At 34.2% G+C, this 18,780-nt stretch carries 19 protein-coding genes; 15 read left to right on the forward strand and 4 right to left on the reverse strand.

The window, feature by feature from the left end:
• Nucleotides 1-866 (forward strand): ABC transporter permease (locus RTP52_RS16555; RefSeq protein ID WP_312372577.1); only part of this gene is annotated, 866 nt, incomplete at its 5' end.
• Between the two features lie 102 nt (nt 867-968).
• Here RTP52_RS16555 and RTP52_RS16560 read toward each other — a convergent pair.
• Nucleotides 969-1,727, reverse strand: coding sequence for an AraC family transcriptional regulator (locus RTP52_RS16560; protein WP_312372578.1), 759 nt, complete (start codon nt 1,725-1,727; stop codon nt 969-971).
• Between the two features lie 339 nt (nt 1,728-2,066).
• Between RTP52_RS16560 and RTP52_RS16565 the strand changes: the two genes are divergently transcribed.
• The 8 genes from RTP52_RS16565 (at nt 2,067) to RTP52_RS16600 (ending at nt 8,231) form a co-directional block, all read left to right on the forward strand.
• Nucleotides 2,067-3,383 carry an ABC transporter substrate-binding protein gene (locus RTP52_RS16565; protein WP_312372579.1) on the forward strand — a complete coding sequence of 439 codons (1,317 nt, stop codon included), beginning with the start codon at nt 2,067-2,069 and terminating at the stop codon, nt 3,381-3,383.
• A 94-nt stretch (nt 3,384-3,477) separates the two neighbouring features.
• Nucleotides 3,478-4,365, forward strand: coding sequence for a carbohydrate ABC transporter permease (locus RTP52_RS16570; protein WP_312372581.1), 888 nt, complete (start codon nt 3,478-3,480; stop codon nt 4,363-4,365).
• A gap of 7 nt (nt 4,366-4,372) precedes the next feature.
• On the forward strand, nt 4,373-5,203 hold the full coding sequence (locus RTP52_RS16575) for a carbohydrate ABC transporter permease (RefSeq protein WP_312372582.1): 831 nt from the start codon (nt 4,373-4,375) through the stop codon (nt 5,201-5,203).
• A gap of 113 nt (nt 5,204-5,316) precedes the next feature.
• Nucleotides 5,317-5,658, forward strand: coding sequence for an iron chaperone (locus RTP52_RS16580; RefSeq protein WP_312100411.1), 342 nt, complete (start codon nt 5,317-5,319; stop codon nt 5,656-5,658).
• Nucleotides 5,659-5,866: 208 nt separating this feature from the next.
• On the forward strand, nt 5,867-6,970 hold the full coding sequence (locus RTP52_RS16585; RefSeq protein ID WP_312372584.1) for an endonuclease/exonuclease/phosphatase family protein: 1,104 nt from the start codon (nt 5,867-5,869) through the stop codon (nt 6,968-6,970).
• 313 nt (nt 6,971-7,283) lie between these two features.
• Complete coding sequence (locus tag RTP52_RS16590) at nt 7,284-7,511, forward strand: DALR anticodon-binding domain-containing protein (protein WP_312372620.1); 228 nt, start codon at nt 7,284-7,286, stop codon at nt 7,509-7,511.
• Nucleotides 7,512-7,599: 88 nt separating this feature from the next.
• Nucleotides 7,600-7,782, forward strand: a complete 183-nt coding sequence (locus RTP52_RS16595) for a hypothetical protein (protein WP_312372585.1) — start codon at nt 7,600-7,602, stop codon at nt 7,780-7,782.
• Between the two features lie 167 nt (nt 7,783-7,949).
• Nucleotides 7,950-8,231 (forward strand): DUF503 domain-containing protein, encoded by a 282-nt coding sequence (locus RTP52_RS16600; protein WP_312100417.1) that lies wholly within the window; start codon nt 7,950-7,952, stop codon nt 8,229-8,231.
• Nucleotides 8,232-8,461: 230 nt separating this feature from the next.
• Here the strand turns inward: RTP52_RS16600 and RTP52_RS16605 are convergent, their stop codons facing one another.
• Nucleotides 8,462-9,289, reverse strand: coding sequence for an AraC family transcriptional regulator (locus tag RTP52_RS16605; RefSeq protein WP_312372586.1), 828 nt, complete (start codon nt 9,287-9,289; stop codon nt 8,462-8,464).
• 209 nt (nt 9,290-9,498) lie between these two features.
• On the opposite strand from RTP52_RS16605, the gene RTP52_RS16610 reads away from it, so the two are divergent.
• The 5 genes from RTP52_RS16610 (at nt 9,499) to RTP52_RS16630 (ending at nt 15,298) form a co-directional block, all read left to right on the forward strand.
• The gene (locus RTP52_RS16610; protein WP_312372587.1) at nt 9,499-10,935 is read left to right on the forward strand and encodes an ABC transporter permease subunit; all 1,437 of its coding nucleotides are present in this window, start codon (nt 9,499-9,501) and stop codon (nt 10,933-10,935) included.
• Between the two features lie 97 nt (nt 10,936-11,032).
• Complete coding sequence (locus RTP52_RS16615; RefSeq protein ID WP_312100422.1) at nt 11,033-12,004, forward strand: carbohydrate ABC transporter permease; 972 nt, start codon at nt 11,033-11,035, stop codon at nt 12,002-12,004.
• Nucleotides 12,005-12,110: 106 nt separating this feature from the next.
• Nucleotides 12,111-13,898 carry an extracellular solute-binding protein gene (locus RTP52_RS16620; protein WP_312372588.1) on the forward strand — a complete coding sequence of 596 codons (1,788 nt, stop codon included), beginning with the start codon at nt 12,111-12,113 and terminating at the stop codon, nt 13,896-13,898.
• 60 nt (nt 13,899-13,958) lie between these two features.
• Nucleotides 13,959-14,573: a YesL family protein gene (locus RTP52_RS16625; protein WP_312372589.1), complete on the forward strand. Its 615-nt coding sequence runs from the start codon at nt 13,959-13,961 to the stop codon at nt 14,571-14,573.
• A gap of 41 nt (nt 14,574-14,614) precedes the next feature.
• A complete protein-coding gene (locus RTP52_RS16630; RefSeq protein WP_312372591.1) occupies nt 14,615-15,298 on the forward strand; it encodes an HAD family hydrolase in 684 nt (227 codons plus the stop codon).
• 326 nt (nt 15,299-15,624) lie between these two features.
• Here the strand turns inward: RTP52_RS16630 and RTP52_RS16635 are convergent, their stop codons facing one another.
• Nucleotides 15,625-15,969, reverse strand: a complete 345-nt coding sequence (locus RTP52_RS16635; protein ID WP_312372592.1) for a cupin domain-containing protein — start codon at nt 15,967-15,969, stop codon at nt 15,625-15,627.
• 14 nt (nt 15,970-15,983) lie between these two features.
• Nucleotides 15,984-16,169 (reverse strand): ferredoxin, encoded by a 186-nt coding sequence (locus RTP52_RS16640; protein ID WP_312372594.1) that lies wholly within the window; start codon nt 16,167-16,169, stop codon nt 15,984-15,986.
• 382 nt (nt 16,170-16,551) lie between these two features.
• Here RTP52_RS16640 and RTP52_RS16645 point away from each other — a divergent pair, with 382 nt between their 5' ends.
• The gene (locus tag RTP52_RS16645; protein WP_312372595.1) at nt 16,552-18,687 is read left to right on the forward strand and encodes a family 2 glycosyl transferase; all 2,136 of its coding nucleotides are present in this window, start codon (nt 16,552-16,554) and stop codon (nt 18,685-18,687) included.
• Nucleotides 18,688-18,780: the final 93 nt, after the last annotated feature.

The following is an 18,780-nucleotide window of genomic DNA, read 5'->3' on the forward strand; positions in this document are numbered from 1 at the left end:
CCAATGAGACCGCAAATATTTATGGATATGCACCGCAGGATGAAGCTAAACTGACGAGTGCCTTAATAGCCGGTACGGCGAATTATCATATTTTGTCACAAGATAACGGCTTGATTATCAATTCGCCGGGAACTGTCAAAAATGTTTATGGATGGGAGCCGCAATTAGGAGATTCATTAAAGTTTACGACCCTTGACGGGAGAGGCGAGTATGTTGAAACTACACTTACCGTCATGGGTATTACAAATAATAATGACACTTTTAAGGGAATTTTTAGAATGACTGATAGCACATTGCGGCAGATTACAGGAACTGTCTGTTCTGATAGTTGGGAAATCATAACAACTTCCACCGCAGATAACACGGTAGAGCAGCAGATTACCATGCTAATGCAGGGTAATCCCTACATTAAAATGCAAACCTATTCGGCGGTGGTAAAAGAACGGCAGGCAGAATTTGATAGAGGCTGGGGAATGGTGTTTATTCTGGCGTTACTTGTTGGTGTGTTTGGTATCATAAACCTGATAAATACCAACACAACGAATATGTTTTCACGCAAACAGGAGTTAGGGATATTGCAAGCGGTTGGCATGACGGGAAAACAAATGCGTACATCCCTGCTATCAGAGGGTTTAATAAACACATTCACAGCAACAATAATAACTGTTACGGCGGGATTTCCTATCGGGTATATGGCGTGTTTCCTGGTGAATAAAACCATCACTACCGCAGCATACAGTTTTCCGTGGCAAGCGTCGTTGTTATATTTTGCCACATTATTGACTGTTCAGCTATTCCTGACCGTTTATAATGTTTGGACAATTTCAAAATCTCCTGTGATAGAACGAGTAAATATCACTGCCTGATACCTCTAAAATAAAATAGCCACAAAACATTAGCCCTATTCATATTTTGAATAGGGCTATAATTGTCCCAAATTGTAACAACAATTGACTGTATTACAGTAGTTATGTTGTATACATCATCTTAAATTCCGTCGGTGTGCAGTTTTTAACAATCTTAAACATTCGAATAAAAGAAGAAAGGCTGCTAAAACCACATTGCAATGCAATTTCTGTGATAGTAAGCTCATCATTCATCAGAAGGTTTTCTGCATATGCGATTCTTTTGTTATTAAGATATCGATAAAAGGATACATTGGTAAATTGTTTAAATAATCGGCTGAAGTGGTATTTACTAAATCCAGAAAGATCTGAAATTTCATCAAGAGTTAAGTCTTCACCGCAATGTTCATTTATGTAATTGCAAATAAATAAAAACCGTTCTGTATATTCGCGCTGTTTTGAATTTTTATGATAAAAGCAGTGGGCGTTTGGAGAGTTATTTCGTCCTATTAGAACAAATATTTCGATTAATTTGGAATAGATAGAGGCCTCACTCAGAGATGCTTCTGCAAAATATTCTTCTTTAATGGAAAGTAATAATTGACGAATTCTTTCATGTGCAAATGGGGACTCTTCGCCTGTTATATGAAGGGCTGGAGCGATGAAGGATAAGGTTGTTTCTAACTCCCTCATCCCATAAAGCAGTGTAACATCCGCTTGAAAAATAAGGCGCTCTCCAATAGGTGGTGCTTCCATGCTGTGTACTACTCCTGGATTTATGATTAGAATATCGCCCTCACTTAGACAAAATACTGTTTTTGAACAGGCTACACGGTAATCGCTTTCCGTTGGCATTATGATTTCAAGAGGTATTTTTCGCATTCGTCATTCATATAGAGGCGCAATTTTGTATTGGTCTTAAAGTTTACGGTCTCTTTCATTCCGTGTAATGTTTCTATCATGGATCAAACTATCCTCCCTTTCAAGAATTGAGTCCAGTTAAAGAATAACCATATATTTACATATAAGATTATAACAATATTTAAATAAATTACAATGGCAGTTAAGAAAAATTAGCAATTTTTCGTAGTTAAAAAGCAATTTTTCGGATGAAAGGAACGACTCAATTTGATATAGTAAAATCACAAAAAGACATACATATTATGGAAAATATTTATACAATATTCCTAAAATATGTTGATTCTAGGAGGTAGGATATCTATGTTAAAGAGGAAAATAACAGCACTAGTTCTTATCGCAGCAATGACAATTAGTTTACTAACAGGATGTGGAAATGAATCTTCAAATACTTCCACAGACAAAAATGGAGTAGTTGAAATTAAGTGGATGTTTTGGGACGACTTAACGGCCACTGAAGACTTAATTTCAAAAGGATACGCAAAAGTAATTGAACGTTTTAATGAACAATATGCTGGAAAATATCACTGTACACCGATTACTACAAATCTAGAGGAATATGATACAAAATTAAATGCATTAGTTGCCGCTAATAATTGTCCGGATGTATTTATCTGTAATCCTGGACCAAATCTGACTCAGTATGTGGAAAGTGGAACAGCAGCAGATCTTACCGATATTTTAACGAAAAATGAATCGAAATGGTACGATTCCTTTACAGAAGGTATTTTCGAGAGAATGACATACGATGGAAAAATTTATGCAGTTCCAACAAACTTTGCAGCTGCTTTGGTTTTTTATAATACAGAACTATTCGAAAAAGCAGGGGCTACGGTTCCGACAACATTTACGGAGTGGATTGCTACTTGCGAAAAGATTCAAGGTGCTGGATACACACCAATTTCTTGTTCGGCAGGTACCGCATGGTGCTTATCAATGATAGCAGGCTATTTTTGTGATAGAGCTGGTGGACCAGATAACTTAATTGGAGTAAATGCGGGGACTTTAGATTGGACGAGTGAATCTTTTATAAATGCTGGTGAAAAGTTAGTTGAATTATCAAAGTACTTTCAAAAAACAGCAGCAGGAGATTCGAATGATCAGGCAACCGCAAGTTTTTATAATGGCGAAGCTGCCATGTTAGTACAAGGATCTTGGGCAATTGGTCAGATTAATGGTAACAATCCAGATATGGAGCCAAAGTGTGGAGTATTTTCTTTCCCAGCAATCGAAGGTGGGGCTGATCCTAATCGTATGATAGTTAAAACAGATAATCTAGTTATGAGTTCAAAAACGAAAAATCAGGACGCTTGCATAGCACTTATGAAATGTTTTACAGATGAGACAGCGCAAAAGTATACTGCCGAAGTAGGAGGAAAGATTCCAATTATTAAGGTAGAATACGATAAAGAAAAAGCGCCAGCACAGCTAAGTTATGTTATGGATATCTTATCAAAATCGACCGGTACTCTTGGCTTTTATAATGAATCATTAGCTTCCGTAGAGGCAGGGGATACATTTGATAATTCTATGGTTGATTTATTCTTAGGAAGTATTTCGGTAAAGGAAGCATTCCAAAATGTTCAGGATTTCTATAAAGAGCATGTATGGAAAAAGTAAGATAATAGAAAGGTTGGGCTGTCGCAGTTGCGACAGCCCAACTTGGTAAAAAATTTAAGGCAATTTGCTTTTTATCAGATTAGGGGGTAATTGTTTGGATAAAATCTTTCGAAATAAATTGGCTATCATCTTATTTATAACACCTGCATTACTTTTGTTTACAGCGATCCTATTGATCCCAATATGTCAGACTTTCTATTATTCCTTATGTGATTGGAATGCATTAACGTCTCCTAAATTTGTTGCTTTCGATAATTTTAAACGACTTTTTGTAAAAGATAAGATTATGAGGACAGCCCTTAAAAATTCTTTATTTTTTATGCTTTTTTCTGCTATAACGCAGCAGATATTAGGACTTATCCTTGCAGGAATATTAACTAATATTAAGAGAGGTAGAAATCTGTTTAAGAATATATACTATCTACCGGCAGTGCTGTCTTCCGCTGCACTTGGGTTGTTATGGTCTTTTCTTTTTAATCCGAAAATGGGTATTAATCAAATTCTTGCTTATTTTGGTGTAGAAGGACCACTTTGGCTAATGGACACGAAAGGGTTTATTGTTTTACCAATGTGGGTCATTGCTTTTGTTGCCTTATGGCAGTATACAGGTACTACAATGATGCTTTACATGGCTCAGATCTCCGGAATATCGAAAACACTTTATGAAGCTTCCTACATAGATGGTGCTAGCAAATTTAAAAGCTTTTTTACTATTACCTTACCTTTAATTAAGCCTATGGTAGCAACAACACTTTCTCTTAACTGTATTGGTTCCTTGAAATTCTTTGATTTAGTTTATAATATGACGCAAGGCGGACCGAATCATCGAACAGACGTCTTAGCAACTCATTTATATAATGAAGGATTTCAATATTTTAAATATGGTTATGCCAATGCGATTGGAGTAGTTCTTTTATTGATGTGTCTCATTGTAACAGTTGTAATTAACCGTAGTATAAAAGTAAAGAATTATGAGATGTAGGAGGTGTATGGTGAAACGATTAAAAGTTAGTAATATCATCATCTATCTATTACTATCCGTCTTTGCACTGTTGTATGTTCTACCATTTTTATGGATGGTTTCGGTATCCTTTAAAACCAATGCAGAGGTTTTTGTCAATCCGTTTCAATTACCTAAAGTGTTCCAATGGAACAATTATTATGTTGCATGGAATAGTGGTAATTTAGGCGTAGCAACATTAAATTCGTTAATTGTTTGTGTGATAACGCTAATTGCAAGTATGTTAATTGGTTCTATGGCTGCATTTGCAATTGCTAGAATGAGGTGGAAACTATCTAGACCGGCTATGACATATTTTCTTATTGGCATGATGATACCGGTTCATTGTGTTTTAATACCGTTGTTTATTCAGTTTTCAAAGCTGAATTTAACAAATCAGTTATTAGGATTAATTTTACCGTATATCACATTCTCTTTGCCAATGACAATTTTTATAATGACTAACTTTTTTAAAGGAATGGCATCTGAATTGTTTGAAGCAGCATGCATCGACGGTTGTTCAATCTATCGATGTTTCTTTCATATTGCATTACCACTTGCGAAAACTGGATTATTTGTAACTGGATTAATGACCTTTGTGAACAACTGGAATGAACTCTTAATGGCTATGGTATTTATTTCAGACGTTCAAAAAAAGACTCTGCCAGTAACGTTAACTTATTTCGTTGGGCCATATGCAACCAATTATGTTCAGATGTTTGCAGCGATTGTTATAGCAATAGCACCGTCCATTCTGATCTATTGTTGTTTTAGTAATCAAATCGTAGATGGCCTGACGCAAGGAGCAATTAAAGGGTAAGTCAAGGTAACTGAAATAATTCTTTCTCGTAAGGAAATTATAAGAGGAAATAATTATACTTTTATGATAAAATAGGCTTGAATCGAAATGAATTACGTTAGGAGAGAGAATAGATGAATGAGATTGACCAATATATTCTTCAGTATCCATTGGAGCTACAACTTAGATTACAAGAAATAAGAAATATTATAAAAGAAGCAGCGCCGGAAGCTACAGAGAAGATAAGCTGGCGAATGCCTACCTTTTATTTGAATGGGAACTTAGTTCATTTTGCTTTGCATAAAGCTCATATTGGGTTTTATCCTGGGGCAGATGGGGTGGAACAATTTAAACATAAGCTTGGTGATTATAAATATTCAAAAGGAGCAATTCAATTTCCGCTTAGCAAACCGCTTCCAAAAGAATTAATTACTGAAATTGTGAAGTTTCGAGTGGAACAAAATAGTAACAAATAACTACCTATATTTTAAGAAAGAGAATAGTATATTTTTCTATAAAGAGGCTAGCATGCTCTCTTATAGAAAAACATACTATTGTGTTAAATGTTGCAGGTAATGTTGTTAAGTAGAACTCAATTTTTGTTTACGTATTTTGTTTTATCGATTATAATAAATATAATTGTTAATCAAAATACATAACGAATTGGGAGGGGAATTATTCCGTATGAGAATAGTAAGAATATTGAAAATAGCAGGCATAGTTCTTGGTATTATTTTCACTGTGATTTTAAGTTATGTTGCTTATGTATTCCTAACTTATCATAGAATTGAAGATAATCAAAAATTAAATGTTTATACAAAAGGTAAGGCTAAAAAACAGGATGTGACTTTAGATACTGAGTATTCTATTTTAACCTATAACATTGGTTTTGGAGCCTATTCTTCAGACTATAGTTTCTTTATGGATGGTGGAAAGTACTCTAGAGCATATAATAAGCAAGCAGCGATTGATAATATCAATGGTAGTATTAAGGTTGTAAAGAGCAAGGATACAGACTTTATATTCTTACAGGAAGTGGATCTAAAAGCTACTAGAAGTTATGGAGTGAATGAGAATGAGATGATACTTGATGCATTTGATGATATCTCTTCAGCATTTGCAGTTAACTACGATTCTCCGTATTTAATTTATCCAATTTTAAAGCCACATGGGAAGACGAAATCAGGGATGAGTACAATATCTAAGTTTCCGATCATAGATTCAGTAAGACGCAGTTTACCGATTGATACTTCTGTTTATAAGCTAATTGATTTAGACAGATGCTATACAAAATCAAGAATCATGGTGGAGAATGGGAAATACTTATGTCTTTATAATGTACATCTTTCTGCATATACTAAGGCTGAAAGTATTGTAAACAATCAGATAAAGATGTTAAGCGAGGATATTAAGAGTGATTTAGAAGCAGGTAATTATATTATCTGCGGGGGAGATTTTAATCAAGATTTGTTAGGTGATTCTCCATCCATCTTTCACACTCCTGTGATGGAAGAAAATTGGGCAAAGCCATTTCCATCCAGTCTACTTCCATCCGGTATTATGGTTGCATATGATATATTATCTGAAGAATTGAGAGGAATGTTAGCGCCATCCTGCCGTAATGCGGATGCACCATATAACAAAGAAACTTCTTTTGTTACGATGGTGGATGGATTTTTAATCTCTGATAATGTAGAGCTTAATAGTATAGAAACAATAGACAATGGTTTTTTATATTCGGATCATAATCCTGTGATGATGAAGTTTCAGTTAAAGCCAGTTAAATAATAAATATAAACGAATTCGCATGAATACAACTAGTTCGCAAGATTACAATTCCCTTGCAAGAAAAAGTATAATATGCTAAACTAACTTAAATATTTGGAAAGGAATGGATAATATGTTAATGGGATTTCGCAATAGTTTAAGACGTAGATGCAGACGTAGGCTCTTGTAATGAAGCGTAAAAAACGCATAGTTGCAAGAAAGGTACGTCTTGTTTCTATGCGGTCCTGTTACTATTAGACTTATCATCAGAACCGTAATTGATTTAGCTGTGATGGCAATCTTTTATGGTTCTTTTTTTATTATTTTCTAGGAAATCGTAAGTTTAAGAAATTATAAAGCAGAGAACCGATTTGAACCCTCTGTGATTGCTCGATATATGATTTTATTATCTACTGCATTTAATAAGTTTTACCATGAGTGCAATATTCTAAATGCAGATGAAAACTTAAGGGATGCACGTTTGATTGCTGTAGAACTTACGCAAAAAATTATAAAAGATGCTATGGGATTATTGGGTATTGAATGTCCAGAAGAAATGTAGACTTTGACACTTTTGACAGGTTTGCTTAGCTCGTTTGACACGTTTTATGTGTTTAACTTAGTTCATAATAACTGGAATTGCTACACGTTTGGTCAATGAAATGTTGTGTAATCTTAATCAAGAGAAGGAAATTGCCGTAGTAACATTTCGAAAAGAGGATCAAAAAGGTGGGGCAGCAAGAGAGTTTTATCAACAAATGGGGTTTGTGGAAGGTGAACTTTGCACAGAGATGAATTATCCACTACAGCGATTTAAAAGGATACCTATGTAGGAGGAAGAAAATGATGCAATTTGGTATGCTTCAAAATGGCTTTCCATTGCTAAGGTAAAGAAGTGTTACTTTTTATCAATGATTTCAAAGTTTTGTTATATTGTAAAAGAAACTGTGTATAGTAGAGAGAGGGTAATGAATTATTTCAGGTAATGGGAGATTACGATATGTTTATAGGAACTGTAAAAATAACATTGTATGCATCTTGGGTACATTCCTTAAAGGAAAAACGTATGATTGTAAAGAGTTTGTGTGCGAAGATAAGAAATCATTTTAATGTTTCCGTTGTTGAGATTGAGGAACAAGATATTCATCAAACGATTGTAATTGCAGTGGCTTGCGTTACTGGTGTTGCATCCTTAGCAGATAGTGTGATTGAGAATGTAATCCAATTTATTGAAGATAATACAGAGGCGGAGATTACCAATATAGAAAAAGAATTAAGATAGAGAATAAAATCAAGCTAAAACAAAACTTTGGTAATTAAGCAGAGGTATTCAAAAATCTGAATTCTTAATATTACTAAACTATATAACTACAAATTAGAAGGAGGGGAAACCCTCCTTCTTACTTCGTGACAAATAAATGTTTGCAAAGCGTATTTTAATTGTTTATGAAAGTAAAGTTTGCGAGGTTCATTTTTTTGTCTTGATAGTCATAATTGATAAATTTGATAAAATTAAAATACTTGTTTAATATTCTCCTTTTTAAAAACACTAGGAGAGACTCCGCAGTGTTTTTTAAATTGTTTGGAGAAAGTAAATGCATCGGTATAACCGAGACGCTCGCCAATTTCTGCGGTTGTTAATTCACTAAGTAACATCGTTTTTGCAGCATACATTCGTTGCTGATTGCGATAAACCATAGGAGAAATTCCAACATCTTTCCTGAAAGTTTTACGAAAATTTTCGTACCCAACTCCTAGGATATCAGCTATGTCACGTTCTGTATAATTTACATTTAAATTACTACCTAATAAGTCCTTTGCTTTTGAAATTATTCTTTTTTGCCTAGTTGTAATTTGAGTATTTGAAAGAAGCTTTAGAATACAATTTTGCATTTGTTGGGAGATAAAAAATAACATATGATTCTCAGCATGTTCTAATAGTGATAGCAATTCGTCAAATTCATTTTGAGTGTCTTCTGAAATAACACAATCTAGCACTGGAAAATTCGGATCTAACAGCCCCATGGATAACAAAGCATAGTAGGTACTTGAACCAAAGCTTATAAAATATTCTTTCCATTGAATATTCGAATTTATCACAATGCTATGCCTGATTCCTGGCAAACGTTGAACTAATTTTCCAGGAGATAGCTTGTATTTTCGACCAAACTCATCACTGTATTCCCCTTTCCCTTTTAATACAATAAAGCAACTGTAATAGGGGTTTTTCACCTCAACCTGCGTATTGTTCGATGGATTAGTTATGTAACCACAAGCAATGATTCCATCTTTTTCAGTATTACCTAAGTATTTGTAAACACTATTACTATTGCTGGACATAGAACACCTACCTATTTTTGTAAAATGTTATGAATAGCGAAAAAATTTCGTACCAAAAAGGACATCCTTTATACCAATTATAACCTATTATTTCCATATTGTATAGTGTAAAATTATATATGTGTATTTTGTTTATTCAGTATACGAATAACAGTAACTAAGTGGGATTTACAACAGAAAAATTGTTATCAGACAGGAGAAAGAATAGTATGAAGGTAAAAAAAGTTACGAGTAGTCTTTATTTTATTCAACTGATCAGTAGTCTCATAGGTGTGATTCTTCTATTCATTCCTGCAATTAATCCTTCACGGATTAGTGGATTAATTGGTAAAAATTTATCTATATTCACCAGTGGATTTTTTTACTCACGGTTGACCCAGAATTTTGGGAGGGCATTTAGTAAGGGTTGGGTTGGGACAATGACTACCCAAGTTTTATTTCTTTCCAGCATGATAGTCTGTATTGGATTTATACTTTGTGCGGTAGGTGGATGCTTATCACCAGGGTGCCTTAAGATGAAAAAGCAAGGTAACATACTTAATGTAGTTGGTACAGTACTAGCTTTAATAGGAGCTTATGGAATACGGTGGGCACAAATTGATATCAAAGGGACCTCCAATCCAGATAAGGTTCAGCCAATGGAAAGCAATGCTCTACTTATTTTTATTGTACTTGCAGTTCTTATTTTGTTGACCTCAATATTCTTATTAATTTTATTACCAAAACCAGATAAGAATGAAAAATACGAAATGGAAACCAAATATAAGTTATTTTTATTAATCATGCCATTTCTTATTCTTTGCTTTGTATTTTCTTATTTACCATTGTTCGGATGGCGCTATGCTTTCTTTGATTATAAAGCAGGTGATTCTTTATCTCTGGATAAATTCGTTGGATTTAAGTGGTTTACATATTTATTTCAAAATAAATCGACTAGAGGAGATATCGTAAGGGTTTTGAGAAATACTCTGGCCATGAGTGGTTTGGGACTTGCAACCAGTTGGTGTGCTATGGCATTTGCTATATTTTTATGTGAGATTAAGAGTCTTCGTCTACGAAGATTTATTCAAACAATTACAACCATTCCAAATTTTATCAGCTGGGTATTAGTATTTGCGGTTGCCTTTTCTATCTTTTCTACAGATGGTTTTCTAAGCTCTATCCTAATTAAGTTAGGCGTTATAGATAATGGCGTGAATTACTTAATGAGTAATAATCATATGTGGTTAAAGATGTTAGCATGGGGAATGTGGAAGGGACTTGGATGGAGTGCGATTATCTATGTTGCCGCGATTTCGGGAATTGATCAGCAACTTTATGAGGCCGCTACCGTAGATGGTGCCGGCAGGTTTCAAAGAATGTGGCATATTACGGTTCCTTCTTTGTTACCAACATTCTTAGTACTACTTATTATGGCGGTTGCAGGTATATTAAGCAATGGTATGGACCAATACTTAGTATTTGAGAATGCATACAACACGGATACTATTACAGTACTTGATTTATATGTATATAAATTAGGTATTAACAATGGTAAGATTCCGCTCGCTACTGTAGTTGGTATGGCAAAATCCATTGTTAGTATTATCTTGTTATTTGGTGCTAATAGGGTATCTAAGATAATTCGTGGAAACAGCATAATATAAGTAATGCGAAAAATTGTACAAAGGAATTTCAATTCACTTTGCAAATATTGTGCCTGCAGCCCAAAGTTTGCAGGCCATGGAAAGGCTGGTAATTAGTATGGCACGACGAACGAAACAGGAAAAGTTAGAAATGAAATTAGAGATAGAGTATGAAAAGAAACATAAAAGAAGATTTAAAATGACTGCAAAAGATTTGATTTTTGAAATCATCAATCATAGTTTCTTTCTTATATTTACTTTAGCATGCATCTTTCCTTTTTACTATATCTTTATCAATACAGTCAGCGATAATGATTTAGTACGAAAAGGTGCGATTAACTTTATACCACAAGGATTTCATATCAAAAACTATCTAGCTCTAGCGAATGTGAATGATTTAATTACTTCATTAACAGTAACCTTATCAAGAACTATAATTGGAACATTATTAATGGTTGTTTCATCTGGGTTTGTTGGATATTTGGTAACAAAGAATGAAATGTGGGGAAGAAAGATTTGGTATCGTTTTATTGTTGTTACAATGTATTTTAATGCAGGATTGATTCCATGGTATATCAATATGTCGATGTTAGGATTAACAAATAACTTTTTAGCCTATATTATCCCGGGAATTGTAGCGCCTTATAATATAATCCTAGTTAAGACATACATAGAATCGATACCTGCAGAGCTTGAGGAAAGTGCCCAGATAGATGGTGCAAGTTATATGACTGTATTTCGTAAGATTATATGGCCGCTTAGTAAACCAATTCTAGCAACGATAGCCATCTTTGGTGCTGTTGGAAACTGGAATTCATTCATGGATTCTCTTATCTTAATGCCGAATGCACCAGAACTTCATACTTTACAGCATAAATTATACTCTTACTTAAATGCAGCTACAAACCTTAAGGGTGTTATGAGCTCCGGTGGGGGTTCAGTTTCTGGTTCTGCTTTAAATAATATACTGAATGCCAAAACAATCAAATATACCATATCTATGGTTACAATCATACCAATTCTTTTGGTTTATCCTTTTATGCAACGATACTTTGAAAAAGGTATTATGCTAGGTGCTGTAAAAGGATAAGAGTTTCATTATCACGTCATTATGATGTGAGAATATAAGATGTTAACATCTCAAAGGTGGTTTTATTTTTGAGGTGTATATATAACATAAATAAGGAGGAATTAAGATGAAACTGAAGAAGATTTTAGCGTTAACACTTGCGTCTGCCATGGCATTTTCCTTAATTGGTTGTGGATCAAAAACGACATCAAATCCAAGTGTTACAGACACTCCAACAGCAACACAAGCACCAAAGAGTACGGATGCTCCAGAAGCAACCGCTACACCAACACCTGAATTGACAGAGGCAGCTGATCTGTCAGACATTATACCAAAAGAAACCCTTACATTAAATGTATATTCACAACTTGCAAATTATGAGGGCATCCAAATTGGATGGTTTGCAAATGTAATTCTTGAAAAATTCAATGTAAAATTAAACATTATCAATGAAGGTGACGGTGTATTTTCGACACGTATGGAATCTGGGGATTTGGGAGATCTCGTTGTATTCGGTAATGATGGAGACCAATACAAGCAAGCAGTAGAAAAGGGAATGCTTTTTGATTGGGAAGACGAAGATCTTGTTAAAAACTATGGACCGTCTATTAATAAGAATATGAGTGCTGCATTAGAAAAAAACAAGATAATCTCAGGCGGAAAGATGTATGGCATCGGACATAACATAGCATTAAATGGTGGCAGCTTTGGTGATTTCGATTACCATCCTGATCTACGTTGGGATTTATATCAACAAATTGGTAGTCCTTCAATTAATACATTAGAGGATTATGTTGGTGTATTAAAGAAAATGAAAGAAGTATGTCCTACCTCGGATTCTGGGACAGAAACCTATGGTGTATCCTTATTTAATGATTGGGATGGCAATATGGCTATGTTCGTAAAGGCAACTGCAACCAACTTCTTTGGTGTTGATGAATTCCATTTCGGATTTTATAACGCAGATGATGGATCATTCCAGGATTGCTTGGCTGACAATGGCTATTATTTAAGATGTTTAAAGTTCTATAATACTTTATTCCAAAATGGTTTACTTGATCCAGACTCTATGACTCAAGGATATTCAGGGTGTATGGAAGATTATCAAGACGGTGGCGCTTTCTTCTGTATCTTTGGTTGGATGGCAGCCCCTCAATATAACACGGATGAACACGTTACAGCTGGAAAGAAAATGCTTCCTGTAGCAGTGAAAGATCAGGACACTTTAGTTTATGGTCTTAATACCAATGGTGGTAACCGTATCTGGTCAATTGGTGCTAACACGAAGTATCCAGAACTTTGTATGGCAATTATTAACTGGTTATGCACTCCAGAAGGTTATCTGACCTCCGAATATGGTCCAAAGGATATATGTTGGGAATACTTGTCAGATGGTTCTGTTGATTTAACCGAGTTTGGCTTACAGTGTCAAATTAATCAAAAAACGACTATGCCTGCTCCATACACTGGATACTGGGAAGATGGACGTCAACAAATCAATAATTTAACTTGGGATAGAAACACAGAAATCCTAGGTGGTGTAAATGGTCAGACATATAACTATTTATATTGGCCACGTTACTTAAATCTTCCAGTTTCTGATGTTGATCAGAGTTGGAGAGATGCTACTAAAGCCGATAGCATTAAAGAGTATTTATCAAAGTTTAATTATTCCGTATCAAAGGCAAATACATATTCTGATAGTGTAAGAAGCGATGAACTTGATACTATATGGAATCAGGTAAAAGAATGTATTAAGAATGGTTCTTGGAAAGCTATATATGCAAAGACAGATGCTGAATTCAATGAGATTGTTAATCAGATGAAAACAGAAGCTTACAATTATGGTTTCCAACAGTGTATCGATTGGAGCGCGAATGAAGCTACTCTTCGTCATGCTGCAGAAAATAAATAAAAGATAAAAACTGTAGCTGCTGCATTTACTGCAGCAGCTACTTTTCGAAGGGAGAACACGATGCAATTCTTTCAAGTTGACAGTCCATTGTATAAATTTTTACAACGTTTATTAGATGTAATAATCTTAAATTTTTGGCTGATTGTCTGTAGTATTCCGATTATAACAGCAGGGGCATCCATTACAGCAGCATACAGTGTTGCATTAAAGATGGCAAGAGAAGAAGAAGGGTATATCACAAAATCATTCTTTCAGGCATTTAAAGAAAACTGGAAGCAAGGAACTGTTTTATGGCTTATTACTATTGTTTGTAGCTATATTATATATCTCGATTTTGAAGTGTATTGCTCGTATGAAGATGGACCAGTATTACTATTAATTATTGGAATTTTAGCCTGTATTGCATTGTTTAGTTCTGTAATTTATGCGTATCCTCAAGCAGCTCGGTATGAGAATACGATAAAGCAATATATTATGAATTCGAGGCAAATTACAATTCGTTTTATCGGCAAAACATTGCTCTTAGTAGTCATAGTTATGATTGAACTATTATTAGCTATTTTTAATTCAGTTACAATATTTTTCGCTATTTTAATTGGTCCGGCAGTGATTATTTATACGATTAGCGGGATTTGTGTTAAGATATTTGAGGAAATTGAAATAAAAGATAGATAACAAATGAAGTTAACAAATGAATAAGAAAAGAGGCATTCCCCATGGTAAAAGCAGTATTCTTTGACTTATTTTTTACACTAATAGTACCAAGCTATCTAGAAGAAAATAATGAATATGATGTTCTTAAGCTTGGTAAAGAAGAATGGGAAAGTTATGCAGAGAACGATGTACTTTATCGAGAACGCGCGTTAGGTATCATAAACGACGAGGTTAGCATAGTAAAAAAAATCTTAGAACTTATGTCATTTGAAGCGACCAAGGAGCAGATTACTGAGATAATTAATCGGCGTGGTGAGAGAATGAAAAGAGCTTTAATGAATGTGGATAAAGAAATAATGGATACTATAAGGTCTTTAAAAGCGTTGGATATTAAGATATGTCTTATTAGTAATGCAGATTGTATGGATTGTAAATATTGGAGTCAATCCCCATTATCAAAGCTATTTGATTATGCTGTGTTTTCTTGCAACGTCGGTATGTTAAAGCCAGAGAGTGGAATTTATAAGTTTGCGCTAAATAGTATTGGAGTTAATCCAGAGGATAGTTTATTTGTTGGAGACGGAGGATCAGATGAGCTATTTGGAGCTAAACGAGTTGGTATGAAAACAGTATTCACCGAATATTTAGATAAAAAAGAAAACAAAAAAAGAAAAGAATTAATGACAGAAGCGGATTATCACATAGATAAATTTAGTTATTTATTAAAGATAATTTTTGCGAAATAGATAAATTAAATAGAAAAAAATAGAATAGAAGTTGAAGGTAAAAACAACCTGATCCAATTTAAAGACTAAATATAAGTATGACTACCGTAACTTAAACTCAAAAATAAGCAATTTTCTTTTCATCATAAGTATGGATAGCTGTATTCTAAAATGAGATAATTTCTATGAAACAAAAGAAGACCCCATAGTTTACGAGGTCTTCTTTTGGGAGATAAAATATAGATATACGATAAAAAAGATAGCTGTTTTGACTTATTATAAACATTGTTTGCTATATTTTCGTTATCACAACATACCTTAACAGTTATATTTCGAGTGATGTTTCCTTAGTTTGAACTAGGAAAAACAACAGTTAAAAGCATCTTAAAGGCTTCTTTTGCATATACAGCGTGTGGCTTTTTAGCTGGCATGATAAGAGTCTCACCAGCATTTAAAATATAAACAGTACCATCAACAGTAAACTGACCAACACCTTCAAGGACAGTTACCATTGCATCACCGCTAGAATCATGCGTACTGATTTCTTCATCTTTGTCAAATCCAAATAAAGTTATGCTTATTGCAGAATTCTGAGCAAGTGTCTTACTCACAATCTGACCTGGTTGGATACTTACCTCATCAGTAAGTTTACATATTTCTTCGTGTGGCAAATTCTTAATATAAACACTCATGGTAGGTTCCTCCTTTACTTTGTTTTAATTGCTCCGACTGGACAATTATCAACTGCATCTAATACATCAGCTTCTAGATCTTTCGATACATCTTCATCAATTGCCTTAGCCAATCCTTCCTCTGTCATATTAAAAACGTTAGGGCAACTATTTGCACAAAGACCACATCCGATACAATCCTCATTAACATAAGCTTTCATAATATTTCCTCCTTGCAATTATTTCCTTTTTATAGTTAATATTATAATATGATTTGTAGAATATTTCTGTTGGAAAAACAACAAAACAAATTATCAGGGAGATGAAACTGGTGACCATGATTTTGTTATTCATTACGACTCAATCAATCGCTGTTTTTTTCGTGCACATCTCGAAAAACTTCTCGATCCATCTGAAATTTAACTCCAAAGTCTATATATACATATAAAAATCCAATAATTTACGAGATTGTAATATGTAAATTTTTGTGGTAAATTAAAAGAAAAATAAATGCTAACTTATAAATACTATAAAAATATATGAACAAGAAATAAAAAAGGTGGTTAGTTACATTTATAGAAATTTGTTTTAAAGGAGGATCCATTGAAAAAGTTTATAATAATCTCTGCAGCTATTATAATATCAGCGTTTATAAGCTATAAATTTTTTTTCCTATTTAGAAATTTTGCATCCACCTTTTCAGAGAATGGGATATCCTATGTTTCCAAGGTGGACAACCAGTCATTCTATACATATGAGTATGGAAAGTGGAATAAATCGTTTATTAAAGGGATAAATATGGGGGCTGCGATGCCAGGAACTTTCCCAGGAGAGTTAGCTATATCAAAAGAGGATTACCTAAGATGGCTAAAACAAATTGCAGCCATGAATGCAGATGTAATAAGAGTATATACCATATTAAAGCCTGAATTCTATGAGGTACTATATGATTACAATAAAAGTGCACTGAAGCCTTTGTATATCTTTCAGGGAGTCTGGTTAGATGAAGTTGATATGGAGGAATTTCAGGATGCGCATAATCCAAAAATAAAGGAAAACTTTAAAAAGGATATAAAAACACTAATCGATATTATACATGGTAACGCAAAGCTCGAGCCAAAGAAAGGGCATGCCAGCGGGGTTTATACAAAGAATATATCTCCTTATGTTATGGGATGGATTTTAGGGATTGAGTGGGCTCCGGAATTTGTATTAAGTACCAATGAAGCTAACCCAAGTATCGGTAGTTTCGACGGAGAATATATATATACAGAAAATGCTTCACCCTTTGAAGTTTTTTTAGCTGAAGTAGGAGATTATGCCATAGAGTATGAAACGATGAATTATAAAATGCAGAGGCCTTTGAGTTTTACAAATTGGGTGACAACAGATACATTAAGACATCCAAATGAACCTCTGGAGAACGAAGATATGGTTGAAGTAAACACAGAACATATCAAGAAGAAAGATTCTTTTAAGCCAGGGCTTTTTGCATCCTATCATATATATCCTTACTATCCGGACTTTATGAACTACCAGCATGATTATGCCGCATATAAGGATAAATCAGGGAAAATAAATACTTATAAAGCATATTTAAATGACTTAAGAAAAGAGCATACCGTACCGGTATTAGTTGCGGAATTTGGGATACCGGCAGCAAGAGGAATGGCGCATAGAAATATTCATATGGGATATAACCAAGGGAATGTGGATGAGAAAAGCCAGGGAGAAATGAATGCTGCTATGCTACAGGATATTTATGAGGAAGGTTATGCTGGAGGAATCGTATTTACATGGCAGGACGAATGGTTTAAAAGAACTTGGAATACTATGGATTTAGATATTCCGGATAGTAGACCCTTCTGGTCGAATCCACAGACCAATGAGCAGGAGTTTGGAGTATTAGCCTTTGATCCTGGAAAGGGTAGCAGTATATGCTATGTCGATGGTGAAATATCTGATTGGAAAGAAGACACTCCATTCATTGATACCAATAACATGAAATTATATGTGAAAAGTGATGAAAAGTATCTATATATTATGGGTGATATTAAGAACTTAGACTTTGAAAAAGACAAGCTTCTCCTTCCAATCGACATTACACCAAACTCCGGGAACCTAAAATACAATGCTTATAATATAGATCTAAAAAGGCCAGCGGACATGGTCATTGCAATCGATAAGAAGTCCGGTTCAAGAGTTGTAGTAGATTCGTATTATGATGTTTTTTACTATACCTATGCAAAGCAATTGGAAATGATGGAACAAAACGCCTCTTATGAAAAAATAGGAAGTGGAAATTTCAATCCAATCTACTTATGTCTTAACAGGCCATTATATTTACCGGAAGACAAGAAAACACTTCCTATAGAAAAATACGAAACAGGTATGCTGTTAGAAGGAAATGCTAATCCAAATCATAAGGAGTATAATTCACTTACAGACTATGCTGTAAAGGGTGATAAGATTGAAATCAGAATCCCATGGCAGCTTTTGAATGTAATGGATCCATCTACAAAAATGATTATGGATGATCTGTATGAGAAGAAAGGAGTTTCTCCTATAAAAATTCAAGGTCTTTATATAGGAGGTATTTTGATTAGGGATAATGCTGTTACAGTAAACAGTAGCATGGATTATTATACCTGGAAGGAATGGGATACGCCAACTTATCATGAAAGATTGAAGCCTTCCTACTATATTTTGAAAAAAGCTTTTAAGTCAATCGGAAATTAACTTGAACCAATGCCACGTAGTGGCTATAAGGTTATGTGCAAGTAGCGTAAGCGGATTACGAATATCCGCTTTGACAAAATCTGAACTTTTTTA

Source organism: Lachnoclostridium sp. (assembly GCF_031997925.1).
Lineage (GTDB): Bacteria > Bacillota > Clostridia > Lachnospirales > Lachnospiraceae > Lachnoclostridium.

What these genes read in the sequence shown, in the direction of transcription:
- RTP52_RS16560 (WP_312372578.1), bottom strand. Translation starts at nt 1,727, where the DNA reads ATGCGAAAAATACCTCTTGAAATCATAATGCCAACGGAAAGCGATTAC.
- RTP52_RS16565 (WP_312372579.1), top strand. Translation starts at nt 2,067, where the DNA reads ATGTTAAAGAGGAAAATAACAGCACTAGTTCTTATCGCAGCAATGACA.
- RTP52_RS16575 (WP_312372582.1), top strand. Translation starts at nt 4,373, where the DNA reads ATGGTGAAACGATTAAAAGTTAGTAATATCATCATCTATCTATTACTA.
- RTP52_RS16580 (WP_312100411.1), top strand. Translation starts at nt 5,317, where the DNA reads ATGAATGAGATTGACCAATATATTCTTCAGTATCCATTGGAGCTACAA.
- RTP52_RS16585 (WP_312372584.1), top strand. Translation starts at nt 5,867, where the DNA reads ATGAGAATAGTAAGAATATTGAAAATAGCAGGCATAGTTCTTGGTATT.
- RTP52_RS16600 (WP_312100417.1), top strand. Translation starts at nt 7,950, where the DNA reads ATGTTTATAGGAACTGTAAAAATAACATTGTATGCATCTTGGGTACAT.
- RTP52_RS16605 (WP_312372586.1), bottom strand. Translation starts at nt 9,289, where the DNA reads ATGTCCAGCAATAGTAATAGTGTTTACAAATACTTAGGTAATACTGAA.
- RTP52_RS16610 (WP_312372587.1), top strand. Translation starts at nt 9,499, where the DNA reads ATGAAGGTAAAAAAAGTTACGAGTAGTCTTTATTTTATTCAACTGATC.
- RTP52_RS16615 (WP_312100422.1), top strand. Translation starts at nt 11,033, where the DNA reads ATGGCACGACGAACGAAACAGGAAAAGTTAGAAATGAAATTAGAGATA.
- RTP52_RS16620 (WP_312372588.1), top strand. Translation starts at nt 12,111, where the DNA reads ATGAAACTGAAGAAGATTTTAGCGTTAACACTTGCGTCTGCCATGGCA.
- RTP52_RS16625 (WP_312372589.1), top strand. Translation starts at nt 13,959, where the DNA reads ATGCAATTCTTTCAAGTTGACAGTCCATTGTATAAATTTTTACAACGT.
- RTP52_RS16630 (WP_312372591.1), top strand. Translation starts at nt 14,615, where the DNA reads ATGGTAAAAGCAGTATTCTTTGACTTATTTTTTACACTAATAGTACCA.
- RTP52_RS16635 (WP_312372592.1), bottom strand. Translation starts at nt 15,969, where the DNA reads ATGAGTGTTTATATTAAGAATTTGCCACACGAAGAAATATGTAAACTT.
- RTP52_RS16640 (WP_312372594.1), bottom strand. Translation starts at nt 16,169, where the DNA reads ATGAAAGCTTATGTTAATGAGGATTGTATCGGATGTGGTCTTTGTGCA.